Annotated in this window: 13 protein-coding genes; 6 read left to right on the forward strand and 7 right to left on the reverse strand. The window is 67.8% G+C overall.

The window, feature by feature from the left end; translation table 11 throughout:
• Window positions 1–61: 61 nt before the first annotated feature.
• Window positions 62–730: a cation transporter gene (locus EBL84_RS01575; protein ID WP_123139207.1), complete on the reverse strand. Its 669-nt coding sequence runs from the start codon at window positions 728–730 to the stop codon at window positions 62–64.
• Between the two features lie 751 nt (window positions 731–1,481).
• Window positions 1,482–2,063: a chorismate pyruvate-lyase family protein gene (locus tag EBL84_RS01580; protein WP_123139208.1), complete on the reverse strand. Its 582-nt coding sequence runs from the start codon at window positions 2,061–2,063 to the stop codon at window positions 1,482–1,484.
• Window positions 2,064–2,434: 371 nt separating this feature from the next.
• Between EBL84_RS01580 and EBL84_RS01585 the strand changes: the two genes are divergently transcribed.
• Window positions 2,435–2,632, forward strand: coding sequence for an alanine-zipper protein (locus tag EBL84_RS01585; RefSeq protein WP_005221977.1), 198 nt, complete (start codon window positions 2,435–2,437; stop codon window positions 2,630–2,632).
• Here the strand turns inward: EBL84_RS01585 and EBL84_RS01590 are convergent.
• Entirely contained in the window at window positions 2,611–3,585 is a 975-nt protein-coding gene (locus EBL84_RS01590) for a L,D-transpeptidase family protein (RefSeq protein ID WP_123139209.1), read from the reverse strand. The genes EBL84_RS01585 and EBL84_RS01590 overlap by 22 nt on opposite strands.
• A 367-nt stretch (window positions 3,586–3,952) precedes the next feature.
• Here EBL84_RS01590 and EBL84_RS01595 point away from each other — a divergent pair, with 367 nt between their 5' ends.
• Both EBL84_RS01595 and feoB read left to right on the forward strand, forming a co-directional pair.
• Window positions 3,953–4,222: a ferrous iron transport protein A gene (locus EBL84_RS01595; RefSeq protein ID WP_123139210.1), complete on the forward strand. Its 270-nt coding sequence runs from the start codon at window positions 3,953–3,955 to the stop codon at window positions 4,220–4,222.
• A gap of 45 nt (window positions 4,223–4,267) precedes the next feature.
• Window positions 4,268–6,619, forward strand: coding sequence for a Fe(2+) transporter permease subunit FeoB (gene feoB / locus EBL84_RS01600; RefSeq protein WP_123139211.1), 2,352 nt, complete (start codon window positions 4,268–4,270; stop codon window positions 6,617–6,619).
• Here the strand turns inward: feoB and EBL84_RS01605 are convergent.
• The 3 genes from EBL84_RS01605 to EBL84_RS01615 all read right to left on the reverse strand — a co-directional run bounded on the left by EBL84_RS01605 (window position 6,591) and on the right by EBL84_RS01615 (window position 8,705).
• A complete protein-coding gene (locus tag EBL84_RS01605) occupies window positions 6,591–7,130 on the reverse strand; it encodes a histidine phosphatase family protein (protein ID WP_123139212.1) in 540 nt (179 codons plus the stop codon). The two genes, feoB and EBL84_RS01605, sit on opposite strands and share 29 nt — an antisense overlap.
• A gap of 91 nt (window positions 7,131–7,221) precedes the next feature.
• The gene (locus tag EBL84_RS01610; protein ID WP_123139213.1) at window positions 7,222–8,103 is read right to left on the reverse strand and encodes a fructosamine kinase family protein; all 882 of its coding nucleotides are present in this window, start codon (window positions 8,101–8,103) and stop codon (window positions 7,222–7,224) included.
• Window positions 8,100–8,705: an HNH endonuclease gene (locus EBL84_RS01615; RefSeq protein WP_123139214.1), complete on the reverse strand. Its 606-nt coding sequence runs from the start codon at window positions 8,703–8,705 to the stop codon at window positions 8,100–8,102. The genes EBL84_RS01610 and EBL84_RS01615 overlap by 4 nt, the downstream gene beginning before the upstream one ends.
• Window positions 8,706–9,341: 636 nt before the next feature.
• Here EBL84_RS01615 and EBL84_RS01620 point away from each other — a divergent pair.
• On the forward strand, window positions 9,342–11,549 hold the full coding sequence (locus EBL84_RS01620; RefSeq protein WP_123139215.1) for a primosomal protein N': 2,208 nt from the start codon (window positions 9,342–9,344) through the stop codon (window positions 11,547–11,549).
• Window positions 11,550–11,781: 232 nt separating this feature from the next.
• On the opposite strand, the gene EBL84_RS01625 is transcribed toward EBL84_RS01620, so the two are convergent.
• Window positions 11,782–12,381 (reverse strand): histidine phosphatase family protein, encoded by a 600-nt coding sequence (locus EBL84_RS01625; protein WP_123139216.1) that lies wholly within the window; start codon window positions 12,379–12,381, stop codon window positions 11,782–11,784.
• 580 nt (window positions 12,382–12,961) lie between these two features.
• Here EBL84_RS01625 and EBL84_RS01630 point away from each other — a divergent pair.
• Window positions 12,962–13,264, forward strand: coding sequence for a hypothetical protein (locus tag EBL84_RS01630; protein ID WP_123139217.1), 303 nt, complete (start codon window positions 12,962–12,964; stop codon window positions 13,262–13,264).
• 3 nt (window positions 13,265–13,267) lie between these two features.
• A complete protein-coding gene (locus tag EBL84_RS01635) occupies window positions 13,268–13,708 on the forward strand; it encodes a hypothetical protein (RefSeq protein ID WP_123139218.1) in 441 nt (146 codons plus the stop codon).
• Window positions 13,709–13,853 lie beyond the last annotated feature (145 nt).

Here is a 13,853-nt window from a genome sequence, read left to right on the forward strand (position 1 = left end):
GTGGGATCGGTGGTGCCCGCGCCGCGCAGGCGCGCGGCACGGGGCGGGCGATGGTGCGTGATCAGATGCGCTGTGGCGCGCGTTCGAGTTCGGCGAGCTGACGCAGCGAGTGCCTGACCATCTTCAGCGGGATGCCGAAGAACCAGATCGAGGCGACCAGCACCATCACCGGGTCGGCGTAGCGGGCGAGGTGTGCCATCGGGGTCAGCTCGGTGAGCTTGGCGATGACGAAGCCGCACATCACCGCGCCGCTGATCACGGTGTCCATCAGCCACTGCTTCTCCTCGGCGTTGATCAGCCCGGAGCCGCCCTGCTTGCGGTGCTTGGTGATGTACCACCAGCTCAGGGTACAGCCGATCACGTTGATCAGGCCGAAGAGGATGGCGAGATCGCCGTCGGTGTCGCGACCACCGTCGAGGATGGCGCGCACTGCGAGCACCAGCGACAGGGTGCAGAGCAGGATGATGACTGCACCCTTGAACAGGATCACCCGATGCTCGATACGGGCCGCGGCCTGGGTGTTGAGCAGTCGTGACTGACGATGGATGTAGTAGAGGGCGAGCAATGACACCAGGGTCATGAACAGGCCGATCAGGGAGTACAGGCCGTCGAAGATGACCACCATCGAGTTGATCCAGAGACCCCAGATCACTCCCATGATGGCAAAGGCGAGGGTAGACAACATCGAGAAGATCAGGATCTGACGTTCTCTCCGAGTCTGGGCGGACATGATGACCTCAACAGAAAGATGATGCGTGTTTGATAGGTGAAGCGCGCGCCGGTCTGGTCCGGGTGTGGAACCGTGCGGCACACGTCAGGGTGCGAGCCTGTGGGGCGAGCGATGCGCGGTGCTGTCTCCATGCAATGATCCGGTGGTGTTGACGGTGATGACCTCCAGCGCGATGGCGCTGGAGGCCGGTGAGGCGGCCCCGGCACCGGTTGTCCGGGGGCGCTGGATATGGTCGTCGAGCCGTATCGGCGCGCTCGGGCACGGCCCTTCCGGGCGCGCTCGACGGATGGGGGTGCTGGCGTCAGCGTTGCGGTGGCGCGGGTCGCGCACGGACGGTCGGCGATGATGATGCGGACGCGCACGGGCGACCGCTCACCCTGGGGCGGGAGACGGCATCGGTGTCAGGCACCGATGGTATCGGCGGTGTTCGGGGCGCCGATCACGGGCTGGTGTGCTGGGGGGAGCGCGTGAGAAGCACACCAGTGCTTCCCGGGGTGCGAGCCATCATCGCGTCGCGTGTCGCGCGGGCGGCTGACCGCATTGATCTGGGGCGATGTCTGTATGCTCTAGGCTGCTTGCGAGTTGGCGGGGTGGTGCGTGACCACGCCCTGACCTCCCCATCTGCGTAGCGTCGGCAGGATCATGAACGTGTATTCATTCAAACACTTGTTCAAGGGCTTTGCAAACGTCGCCCGGTGAGCGGCACGCATCATCGCGACGCCCGTCGCCATGTGGCGGTGGGCGTATCGGCTCAGCGATAGAGCGCGAGGGGGAAGTACTCGGTGATCAGGATCACCGGGTGGCGCTCGATGATGATGCGGTAGGTGCGGTAGACCGCGCTCGGCTCGGCGCCGTCCTGGACCAGACCGACGTCGAGTACCTCGCGATAGCTCTCCAGTCCACTGTCGCGGATCAGCACGCCGATACCGATCTCGCGATCGATCAGGCGCTGGCGGAAGTCGGCGGGGATCAGGTCGGTGCGGATCAGCGAGAAGGCCTCGGCGAAGCTGCGACCGCTGTCGTCGCCGCGCAGCCGCGCGTCGCGCAACAGGCAGCGATCGCCCTCGGCGACCTCGACCCAGGGGACCGTGGCGGCGGCGTGCTCGAAGCGTTGCTCGACGGTGTCGACCGTCACCGGTTCCCAGAAGTAGGCCTCGAGGATCTTGGTGACGGTACCGTCGGTAACCAGCAGGGCGCGCAGGAAGGGGGGCAGTGCGGCGAGCGCGAGGCTGGCGCCGTTCGGCGCGCGCAGCTGACCGTTGCGCAGGAAGCCGTCGCAGCGGAAGGTCGATTGTGCCGGGCCCTGGTCGGGGAGTCCGTAATAGCGGTGCATGGACGGGGCCTCAGCACGCGCGCCACGGGCGGGCGGTGAGGGGGATGGGGGATGCGGACATGGATGCTTGCCTTGATCGGTTGGATGGTCTGTGGTCGCCGGCCACGGCGGTGGCGGAGAAAAATAGCAGAACTTGGCCGTGATGGGCTTGATGTTGAGTCATGCTTGACGCACTCTCAGAGCACGGCGTCCGGTCGCCTCTCTGGAATGGTGGGACCGGGGCCGGCACACTGGACCTTAAGGGTCAGAGACCACTTCGCCAACTCGGCCAGCCCCGGCCTCGGGACTGGCCGGTCCGCGCGCGGAGGTCAGTCCCGGGTAAATGTGTTATACCAACAAAGGCCTTGAGCCGATCAATGGAGACATTACCAATGACCAAGACCGTCAAGCTCGCTTCCCTGTCCCTCGCTGCTCTCCTTGGCGCATCGCTGCTCGGCGGTTGCGCGACCGACCAGACCGCTCGCGACATGGCGCAGCAGGCGCTCGACACCGCCAACAGCGCTCAGGCGTGCTGCAACGCCAACACCGAGCGCCTGGATCGCATGTATCAGAAGATCATGGGCAAGTAAGGCGCTTGATCTGAGTGCGTCCGGTGTCCCACGGCCCGTGGGACACCGGTGTTCTCGTCGATGGCGCGCTGCACCTCGCGCCAGTCGATCTCCACCCCCTCGGCCTCGGCGAGCGCAGTCGGGACCGCCTCGCGGGCCGTGACCCGCTTGCCCTCGCGATTGACGTGCACCTCCAGATAGAGATCGTCGCCGCGCCAGCCGAACTTGTAGGGCTGGTCGACGATGGTGACCTGGGTGCGCAGCTCGGTCAGCGAGAACAGCTCCTCGATCCCCTCCGGGTAGAGCCGGATACAGCCGGCGCTGACCTCCATCCCCAGCCCCCAGGGCTTGCTGGTGCCGTGGATCAGGTACTCCGGGTTGCTCAGCCGCATCGCGAACTGTCCCAGCGGGTTGTCCGGTCCGGGCGGCACCACCGCCGGCAGGATGTCGCCATAGGCGGCGTGGGCGGCGCGCACATTGGGGCCCGGAGTCCAGCTCGGGTCGCGCTTCTTCTCGATGATGGTGAAGCCGCCCAGCGGTGTGTCCATGCCCTCGCGACCGACGCTGATGGCGTAGGAGCGGACCTCTTCCGGGTCGTCCGGGGGATAGAAATAGAGCCGTTTCTCGGGGCGGTTGATGACGATGCCCTGGCGCGGCGCATCGGGCAGCACGTAGAAGGTCGGTACCATCACCTCGGTGCCCGCGCCCGGGACCCACATGTCGACCTCGGGGTTGGCGCTGCGCATGTCCTCGAAGCCCTGGTTGTTCTGGCGGGCGACATCGAGCAGGGTGTCGTCGGCGCGGGTGGTGAAATAGAACGGGAAGCCGATGACGCTGTCGCCCGGGTGTTCGAGCCGATAGGTCTCGGCGTGTCCGGCCCCGGCGATGGTCAGCGCCAGGGCGCCGGCGAGACTGGCCGCCAGTGTGCGACGAGCGTTGGTGAATCCCCGTTTCATCAAGACCTGTGTCTGCATCTGTATCCGCCCAAAGAAACCTCGATCGACTGTTGAACGCCCGACTCGCTGGGGCCGGGGTGGCGCATCCTCTGCCAGTTCGCCTGCTCCCGCAAGCGGCATCCCGGCGCGACCGGCCCGGTCGCGGCGCTCGCCTGTTCATCAACATGGATCGTCCGGGGCGGGTTTTCGAGCATGCGTTGTCCGCCGCGCCCGTCGCCGGCCGATTGATCCCTCCGATCAGCCCGTTGCGCCCCGGGTTCCCCGGGGCGGTGGCGTCGGCGTGACTGCGGCGCAGGCACGGTTCGGGTTATGCTTCGATGATCGACCCGGCTCGATTGATTCGCAGTCGCAGCCGCCCCTCGTTATCGGTCCAGACCCATCAGCCATGTCGCATACCGCATCGCCCATCCCCCTGTCCGAACTCCAGCACGACACCCCGGCACGTATCGTCGAGATCCAGGGTGGACGTCACCTGACCCGCCGTCTGCTCGCACTCGGGCTGCGCCAGGGCAGCCAGCTCAGCGTGGTACAGCGCCGCGGGCAGGGACTGGTGCTCGCCACCGGCGGTGGTCGGATCGCCATGGGCTTCGGGGTGGCCGAGAAGGTGCGGGTGTGTGTCGACCCCGAGGCCCGCAACGACAACGACCTCGACTGAGCGCGCGATCAACACCCCGCGAGCCCCAACACCAGGATCGAAGCGATGACGGCGACCCTTACCCCTCTCGATGATCAACGTCCGGCCCCGCTGACCCTTGCCCTGGCCGGCAACCCCAACTGCGGCAAGTCGGCGCTGTTCAATGCCCTGACCGGGATCCGCCAGACCACCGGCAACTGGCCCGGGGTGACGGTCGAGCGCAAGGAGGGTGCGCTCGAACTCGATGGTCGGCGGTTGCGGGTGATCGACCTGCCGGGGATCTATTCGCTCGATGCCAGCTCGCTCGACGAGCGGGTCACCCGCGACTATCTGCTCGCGCGCGAGGCCGGGCTGATCGTCAACGTGATCGATGCCGCCAACCTCGAGCGTCATCTCTATCTCACCGTACAGCTCCTGGAGATGGGCGTCGACCTGGTGGTCGCGCTCAACATGATGGACGTGGCGCGCAAGCGCGGGGTGGAGATCGATGTCGCCGCGCTCGCCGCCGCGCTCGGCTGTCCGGTGGTGCCGGTGGTGGCGGTCACCCGCGAGGGGCTCACCGAGCTGCAGGCGCGGGTGCTGGCGGTGGCCGAGGGGCGTGAACCGGGTGGACACGCACTCGCCCAGGGTGACTGCGTCGAGGAGGCGATCGAGCGTCTGGCGGCGACCTGTGACCCGGCGCAGCCGCGCGCCAACGCCCGCTGGCTCGCACTCAAGCTGCTCGAGTCCGACCCCGATGCCGAACATGCCGCCACGCCCGAGGCGCGCGCACTCGCTGCGCAGGCACGCGCCGAGATCGCCGAACGCGTCGGCGACGAGGCCGATCTGCACATCGCCGACACCCGCTTCGGCCATGCCCACGCCCTGGCGCAGCGGGTGTCGCGCGCGCGCGGCGCGGCGGCACGCAACCTCTCCGATCGCATCGACCGGGTGGTGCTCAGCCGCGCCTTCGGTATCCCTTTGTTCCTGTTGATGATCTATCTGATGTTCATGTTCACCATGAACGTCGGTGGTGCCTTCATCGACTTCTTCGATCTCGCCGGCGGTGCACTCTTCGTCGACGGTACCGCCGCGCTGCTCGGCGCGCTCGGCGCCCCGGGCTGGCTCGAACTGGTACTCGCCCAGGGCATCGGCGGCGGGTTGCAGGTGGTCGGCACCTTCATCCCCATCATCGCCAGTCTCTACATCGTGCTCTCGATCCTCGAGGACTCGGGCTACATGGCGCGCGCGGCCTTCGTCATGGATCGCTTCATGCGCTCGATCGGGCTGCCCGGCAAGGCCTTCGTACCGTTGATCGTCGGCTTCGGCTGCAACGTCCCGGCGGTGATGGCCACCCGCACCCTGGAGCACGAGCGCGAGCGCAAGCTCACCATCCTGATGAACCCCTTCATGTCGTGCGGTGCGCGGCTGCCGGTCTATGCGCTGTTCGCCGCCGCCTTCTTCCCGCACTCGGGGCAGAACCTGGTGTTCGCGCTCTATCTCGTCGGTATCGCCGCGGCGGTGCTCAGCGGGCTGGCGATGAAGCACAGCCTGCTGCGCGGCGAGAGTGCCGGGCTGCTGATGGAGCTGCCGCCCTACCACCTGCCGACCCTGCGTGGCGTGGCGCTGCGTACCTGGGACCGGGTGCGGCTGTTCCTGCGCGGGGCGGGCAAGGTGATCGTGCTGATGGTGCTGGCGCTCAACCTGCTCTCGAGCGTCGGCAGCGACGGCAGCCTCGGCAACGAGGACAGCGACCAGTCGGTGCTCGCCGCCGCCAGCCGTGCCGCCACCCCGTTGTTCGCGCCGCTGGGGATCGAGGAGGACAACTGGCCGGCGGTGCTCGGGGTGATCTCCGGGGTGCTCGCCAAGGAGGTGATCGTCGGCACCCTCGACTCGCTCTATGGCCGGCTCGCCGAGGAGGAGGGCGCCGCGGCGGCGGCGGACGATGATACCTTCGCGCTCGGCGCCCGGCTCGGCGAGGCGGTGGCCAGCATCGGCGACAACCTCGGCGCGCTCGGTGCGCGGGTGCTCGACCCGCTCGGGCTCGACGTCGGCGAGCTGGCCGACAGCGCCGAGGCGGCCGCCGTTCAGGGGGTGCGGGATGCGACCTTCGGGGCCATGATCGAGCGCTTCGACGGCCAGGCCGGGGCCTTCGCCTATCTGCTGTTCGTGCTGCTCTACTTCCCCTGCGTCGCCACCATCGGCGCCATCGTGCGCGAGGCCGGGGCGCGCTGGGCAGTCTTCGTCGCCGCCTGGACCACCGGCGTCGCCTATCTGGTCGCGGTGATCTTCTATCAGGCCGCGACCTTCGCCCGCGATCCGCTCGGTGCCGGGCTGTGGATCGGCGGCGGTCTGACGGCGCTGGTGGCGGTGTTGCTGGGGCTGCGACGTTGGGCGGGGAGGCCGGAGATCAGTCGGCGAGCTGACGCGGCCGGGTGAGCGCGAGCAGATTGGCGCAGCCGGGTTCGAGCCGCGTCCAATCCGCCGGCATCTCCAGCCGGACGAGTGCCGCGGTGGGCAGCAGCTTGCCGTGTTCCGGCGGCTCGAGATCATCTCCGGCGAGATACTGGAGCAGCTGCTCGAGGCCGGGGTTGTGGCCGACCAGCAGCACCGTAGCGGCCGCTTGCGGACACTGTGCGAGGATCTCGAGCAGGGCGGGCAGGTCGGCCTCGTAGAGGCCCGGTTGCCAGAGGATGCGACGCTTGTCGAAGTCGAGCCGCTTGCAGACCATGATCGCGGTCTGGCGGGCGCGCTCGGCCGGCGAGCTGAGGACCTGATCGGGGACCAGTCCCTCGCGATAGAGCCAGGCGCCGATCCGCGGCGCGTCGCGTCGTCCGCGCTTGGCCAGGGGGCGGGCGAAGTCGGTGGCGGCGCCGGCGTCCCAGTCGGACTTGGCGTGACGCAGGATCAGCAATTCGCGCGGGGTACGGAAGGCGTCTTGATAGTTCAAGCCGGGGTCCAGGCCAGACTGCGGTGACTTGGGCGCACTTTTAACACAGTCGTCATCTCGACGACAGAGGGTGTGCGCAAGCGTCGACCGTTCAGCCCAGCTCGGCGAGCAGCTGCTCGATCATCCCCTGGGCCTGCTGGCGATAACCGCCGCCGAACAGGTTGAGGTGGTTGAGCACGTGATAGAGGTTGTAGAGGGTCTTGCGTACCGCATAGCCCGGCGCCAGCGGCCAGGCCTCGCGGTAGGCGGCGTGGAACGCCGGACCGAAGCCGCCGAACAGCTCGGTCATCGCCAGGTCGGTCTCGCGATCGCCGTGATAGACGGCGGGGTCGAAGATCACCGGGGCGCCGTCTGCGGTGGCGCCGATGTTGCCGCCCCAGAGGTCGCCGTGCAGCAGCGAGGGTGTCGGTGCGTGATCGAGCAGGGCGTCGACCCCGAGCAGCAGGCGCTCGCCGGCGCGCTGCAGGGCGCCGCCGTGCCCCTGGGCGGCGGCCAGCTCGAGTTGCGGGCGCAGTCGTCGCTCGCGCCAGAACTCGGCCCAGTCGGCGCAGGGTGCGTTGTGCTGCGGGGTCGAGCCGATGGTGTTGTCGCGATGCCAGCCGTGGCGCTCGGCGCTGGTGCGGTGCAGCGCCGCCAGCCCGTGGGCGGCGCGCACCGGGTCGAGCCGACCGTCGAGCGCGAGGTACTCCATCGCCAGGAAGCTGTGCCCCTCGGCCAGACCGCAGCAGATCGGTCGCGGCACGCGGATCGCCGCGGCTCCGGCCAGGGTCTCGAGCCCCTCGGCCTCGGCCTCGAACATCGTCAGTCGCTCCGGGCTGTTGAGCTTGACGAAATAACCGCGTGCGCCGGATTCGAGCACCAGCGCATGATTGATGCAGCCGCCGTGCAGGGTGCGCCGGCGCTCGGGGTGGAAGGGCTGGCCGCTGGCCGCGCCGATGCGCGCGGCCAGCGCCTGCTCCAGGCTCAGGCTCACTGCGTCCCTCGCGTGAGGATGCGTCGGTGCAGCGGGCTGGTGCGTGGGAAGTGGGCGCGCAGGAACTCCATCTGATCGGCGAGGACGTGACGGCCCATCAGATAGATGTACTCGGCATGATTGGGGGTGAAGGGCACCGCCAGCAGCTCCATGCCGGCGTCCTCGGGCGAGCGCCCGGCCTTGATGTTGTTGCAGCGCATGCAGGCGGTGACGACGTTGTTCCAGTGGTCCTCGCCGCCCTTGCTGGTCGGGCGCACATGGTCGCGCGAGAGATGGCGTGTCGAGAAGCGCTGGCCGCAGTAGAGACAGATGTGGTCGTCGCGCTGGAACAGGGTGCGATTGGAGAGCGGCGGCACATAGTCGTCCTTCTGCTTGACCATCGCCTGATGATTGCCGTAGGTGGCGATGATCGAGTGGATCACCAATTGACTGCGCAACCGGGTATGCGCATTGACCCCGCCGTAGAGCCGGAACAGGGTGTGGCCGCAGGCATAGGCGACCTGCCCGAGATAATAGAGCCGGGCGGCGACGCGATAGTCGATCCACTCGAGTGGCATGCCTGCCAGATCCGTTCGCAGTACCTGTTGATTCAATGACAACATAGCGGGAATGCGGCTCGGAATTTGCCTGCATGATACAGACTTGATCGTCCTGCGCAAGTCATTGCGCGCAGACCGTTATCCTTTCTGCAAGCAAGGTTTTACCTCTTCCTGGGTGGATTGCCGGCTGGATCCAGAAGACGAGCCGACAGACGGTCATCTTCAATGACCTCTGGATGACCGAATGGTTGCCGACGCCAAGCATCCGTTGATCCACGGCGGACGAATGATTCGGGCGCGCTCGAGCGTTGTGCGCACTCATTGAAACGTCTGTCGTGCTGGGGATGAATGGCGCCACCGAGGTTGCTCAATGAGTGTGTCATGGGATGCTCTCCGACCCATCGCGGCGGCTCACTAGCGCCGTCGGGAGAAGACTTCATTCACAGAGCGGCGGGCTGGTGTCGGTCTTGATGATATGGTTGAGTTCATTTCCGGTAAAATTCACGAATAATTTTTAACTCAATGATTTTTAAGACGGTTTTTTTGATGGTCAAAATCTGTTCAAAACCCTCGGGTCACCGTGGTGATGCTGTTTGATAGGCGCTCGTCGCCGTCTGTCCCCAGACTTATCCACAGGTGCCGGGGCTGCGGAGCGACGCGGATCGATGTGGGTGACGAGTCGGTCGACGAGGTCGTGTTGTGACCGAGGCGAGGATCGCACGGGTGGCGTTGCCCGGTCCGCTCGACGAATTGTTCGACTATCTGCCCGGCGCGATGGGGCAGCCCGAGCCGGGGACCCGGGTGCTGGTGCCTTTTGGTCGTTCACGTCGGGTCGGCATCCTGGTCGAGTACGCCGCCGAGTGTGGCTGTGACCCGAGTCGGCTCAAGTCCGTCGAGCGCGCGCTCGACCCGCGACCGCTGTTCGCGCCAGCCGATCTGACGCTGATCCGCTGGGCCGCCCGTTATTATCGTCACCCGCTCGGCGATGCCCTGTTCACCGCGCTGCCGGCGCGGTTGCGTGAGTCCGGTCCGCTGCTCGCGAGTGGTGTCGCCGGTATCCGTCTCACTGCCGCTGGTGCGGCCCTGACACCCGCCGAGCTGGCACGGGCGCCGCGTCAGCAGGCGCTGCTCGCGCGTCTGCTCGAGTCACCCGAGGGCCTCGCGCAGCGCAACCTGGAGGAGGAACTCGGCGGCATCACCAGCGCGCTGCGCGCACTGCGCGCCAAGGGGTTGGTCGAGTCCTGTCGGCTGGAGCCGGGTGCGGTGGCGTCGGCGGACTCGTCTGCGGTGCTGGCGGCCCCCGAGCTCAACCCCGAACAGGCCGCGGCGCTGGCGGCGGTGAGCGAGGCGCTCGGCGGCTTCCGCCCCTTCCTGCTCGACGGCATCACCGGCAGCGGCAAGACCGAGGTCTATATCCGCGCCATCGCCGAGGTGGTGGCCGCCGGCGGTCAGGCGCTGGTGATGGTCCCCGAGATCGGACTCACGCCGCAGCTGCGCGAGCGCTTCCGTACGCGTCTGCCGGGGCCCCTGGCGGTGTTGCACTCGGCGCTCGCCGCCGGCGAGCGCGAGCGCGCCTGGCACCAGGCGGCCAGCGGTGAGGCGCCGGTGGTGCTCGGTACCCGTTCGGCGGTGTTCGTGCCGCTGCCGCGGCTGGCGCTGATCGTAGTCGACGAGGAGCACGACCCCTCGCTCAAGCAGCAGGAGGGGTTTCGCTACTCGGCGCGCGACCTGGCGGTGCGCCGCGCCCAGCTCGTCGGCTGTCCGGTGGTGCTCGGCACCGCCACGCCGGCGCTCGAGACCCTGCACAACGTCATCGCCGGTCGCTACCATCGTCTGGCGCTGCCGCGCCGCGCCGGCGGTGCGCGACCGCCCACCATCAACCTGCTCGACATCCGCAACCAGCCCTTGCGCGCCGGGCTCTCGCCGGTGCTGCGCGAGCGCATGCACGCAGCCCTGGCGACGGGCGGTCAGGTGTTGCTGCTGCTCAACCGCCGCGGCTATGCCCCGGTGCTGACCTGTCACAGCTGTGGTTGGGTCGGCGTCTGCCCGGATTGCGACGCGCGCATGACCCTGCATCTGGGCGAGCGGCGGCTGTGGTGTCATCACTGTGGTCGGATCGAATCGGTACCGCGCGACTGTCCGCAGTGCGGGGGGCCGGATCTGCGCATGCTCGGGCGCGGCACCGAGCGGCTCGAGGAGGGGCTGACCGAGCTCTTCCCCGGTGTGCGGATCGCGCGCATCGACCGCGACAGCACCAGACGCAAGGGCGAGCTGACGCGGTTGCTCGCCGCGGTGCATCGCGGCGAGGTGCAGATCCTGCTCGGCACCCAGATGCTGGCCAAGGGGCACGACTTCCCCGGGGTGACCCTGGCCGGGGTGATCGATCTCGACCACGCCCTCTATGCCAGCGATTTTCGTGCCCCGGAGCGCACCGCCCAGCTGATCGTCCAGGTCGCCGGGCGCGCCGGGCGGGCCGAGCGCGCCGGCGAGGTGGTGCTGCAGACCCGCCACCCCGAGCACCCGCTGCTGCAGTCGCTGCTGCGCGAGGGCTATGGCGGCTTCGCCCGCGCCGCGCTCGCCGAACGCGAGGCGGCGCAGTTGCCGCCCTTCACCTATCTGGCGCTGTTGCGCGCCGAGGCCCCGGAGCAGGAGGCCGCGCTCGCCTTCCTCGCCGCGGCGCGCGCACACGCCGAGCCCTTGTGCTCGTCCGAGGTGGAGCTGCTCGGTCCGGTGCCGGCGCCATTGTCGCGTCGCGCCGGACGCCATCGCGCCCAGCTGCTGGTCCAGTGCGCGCAGCGTCCGGCGCTGCAACACTTCCTCGCCCACTGGACCCCGACGCTGCGTGCCCTGCGTCGCATCAAGGGGGTGCGCTGGTCGCTCGACGTCGACCCGCAGGAGATGGTCTAGGAGGCGGCTGTCAGGTCTCAAGGGTTCTTGAACCGCCAAGACACAAAGATCGCTAAGGAAGGGGACGAACAGTCGGCTTGTCAGTTCTTGTGGAGACGGTCGTTTGTCTCCGATCGCGGTGGTTGCAGGCGCCGACTGCAGGCTGCCCGATTCAAGCTAATCGCTTCCTTTGTGCTCTTTGTGTCTTTGCGGTTCGGATCCGTGATCCAGCTGGTCGCTGGATCGCGGCGGCTCAGGGCAGGGTGGGGCGGTTCATGCATTCGAGCACCGGGCCGTTGGTGCCGTGGCGGATACGGGTGATCCCGGCGTAGTCGGTCTTGGTGCGATACCAGTCGTGCGGACCGAGTCCGAGTACCTCGCCGAGGATGGCGCGGGTGGTCCCCGAATGGCAGACGATCAGCAGGTGCTCGCCGGGGTGGCGTTCGAGCCGGGCGCGATAGGCGCTGACGACCCGGTCGAGGAAGGCCTCCAGGGGTTCGGCGCCTTCTGGGCGGCAGCCGACCGGGTCGTTGCGGTAGGCGCGATGACGCTCGGGCTCGCTGACGACGATCTCGTGATGGGCGCGTCCTTCCCATGCACCCATGCCGACCTCGGCAAACTCGGGGACGATCTCCAGCGGCAGGCGATGATGCTCGGCGAGTTCGCGGGCGAAGGCCTGACAACGTTGCAGCGGCGAGCTCAGGACCCGCGTCCAGGGCGCGGCGTCGCCGACGGCGTGGCGCATCTGCTGCCAGCCGGTCTCGGACAGGGGGTCGTCGACGCCACAGCCACGGTAGCGCCGTCCGCCCACGGGCTCGCCGTGGCGGATCAGGTCGATGAGAGTTGCGGACACGCTTGGGGATTCCTCGGGAACGGACGGGCGCGCCGCTGGTGAACGGGCGCGCGGGAAAAGCCCTCAATTCTAGCTCGACTCCATGGCGATGGCATCAGGGGCGAAGGCTGGCGGCTCGGCACCTGACAGCGATCAGCCGATTGAGCCGTCAAGCGCGCGAAGATGAGGAAAGGCTTCCAGCCTTCAGCCGCCAGCCGCCAGCCGCCAGCCGCCAGCGGGCGTTTTTCCTCACCGTCGCCGCGAACACCAGGCGTCATCGACGTAGGATGGGCAAAGCGCAGCGTGCCCATCGTGGGATTGGCGATCAGCGCCTAGCCTTCAGCCGCCAGCCTTCAGTCGCCAGCCGCCAGCTGCCAGCCTCCAGCGAGGGGGGCAGGGTTGTCTCGTCGCGTCGCGGTTGACCGTACGCCGACACCGGAGGCTGTTTGCTGGAGGCTGGTCGCTTTCTTCGCGTCCTTCGGGTCTTTGCGGTTCAATCTCCTGGCCGCTGGCCGCTGGCCGCTGGCCGCTGGCGACTGGCGCCCCTTTGCGGTTCAATCGTCGCTGACCACCGATTCTCAATCCAGCAAGGGATCACGCCATGTCTGTCAAACGCTATGCCGGTATCCACAATGAACTCCAGGGCGGGATGACGCCGACGGCCAACATCATCCGCGACGCCTGGGTGTTCGGCCTGATCCCCGAGGAGGAGACCTGCGAGGGCTGGACGGTTCAGGGGATCGATGACCTCTATGACAAGGTCAGCGCGGCCTGGGCGCCTTATGGGCATCTGGTCTCCAACCTGCCCGCGGAGCTGCGCGAGCGTCATGCCCGGATCTACGAGGTCGCGGTGAGCCGGGCGCGTGCCGCGGGCTGGGACCCGGACCAGCTCGAGGAGGATTGAGACATGGACAGTTCCGGGCCTGGTTTCGTCTTTTATCGGCCCGGGACCGTGATCGCGCGTGAATCGACGACCCTGCCCGCGCCGCTGCACAACGCCCTGCAGCTGCGCCGCATGCACAGCGGTATGGATCGGGTGCTGCTGCCGATCCGCTCCATGCAATATCTCGTCCTGATCGAGCGTGCCGAGATCGCCTTCGTCGACGTCCAGAGCCGCTACGACGAGGGTGGCGGGACTGGTGGTCGTCCCATCCGGGTCGCCTGGCGGCCGCTGGCCGGCCGATGCTCGCTCACCGACCCCGTTGGCTATGAAATTATCTATTATTGCAGGGACATGGCGCAGACCCAGCACCGTCTGATCGCGGAGCTGGGAAAGCTGCTCCTGGCCGGGGGGACCGGCAGAGGTCACGCGACCCGCTGTCCCGTGCTGCCCTTCCCCGGTGCATGAGGTTGGTGCCACGCCAGACCCGTCACGCCAATCAAGAGTCTCGCAAAGGGACCCGTTCGAATCGTCTCGTTGTCCAGTTCGTGGGGCTGTGCGCCGTCGTCGGCGCGCATCGGGTCAAGGGTATGGCGATCGCACAGTGCCGCTC

Source organism: Marichromatium sp. AB31 (genome assembly GCF_003718685.1).
GTDB lineage: Bacteria > Pseudomonadota > Gammaproteobacteria > Chromatiales > Chromatiaceae > Marichromatium > Marichromatium gracile.

Bases quoted from the DNA above. Each gene is read 5' to 3' on its own strand.
- EBL84_RS01635 (WP_123139218.1), top strand. From the start codon at position 13,268: ATGGACAGTTCCGGGCCTGGTTTCGTCTTTTATCGGCCCGGGACCGTG.
- EBL84_RS01580 (WP_123139208.1), bottom strand. From the start codon at position 2,063: ATGCACCGCTATTACGGACTCCCCGACCAGGGCCCGGCACAATCGACC.
- EBL84_RS01575 (WP_123139207.1), bottom strand. From the start codon at position 730: ATGTCCGCCCAGACTCGGAGAGAACGTCAGATCCTGATCTTCTCGATG.
- EBL84_RS01590 (WP_123139209.1), bottom strand. From the start codon at position 3,585: ATGCAGACACAGGTCTTGATGAAACGGGGATTCACCAACGCTCGTCGC.
- EBL84_RS01615 (WP_123139214.1), bottom strand. From the start codon at position 8,705: ATGTTGTCATTGAATCAACAGGTACTGCGAACGGATCTGGCAGGCATG.
- feoB (WP_123139211.1), top strand. From the start codon at position 4,268: ATGACGGCGACCCTTACCCCTCTCGATGATCAACGTCCGGCCCCGCTG.
- EBL84_RS01595 (WP_123139210.1), top strand. From the start codon at position 3,953: ATGTCGCATACCGCATCGCCCATCCCCCTGTCCGAACTCCAGCACGAC.
- EBL84_RS01630 (WP_123139217.1), top strand. From the start codon at position 12,962: ATGTCTGTCAAACGCTATGCCGGTATCCACAATGAACTCCAGGGCGGG.
- EBL84_RS01585 (WP_005221977.1), top strand. From the start codon at position 2,435: ATGACCAAGACCGTCAAGCTCGCTTCCCTGTCCCTCGCTGCTCTCCTT.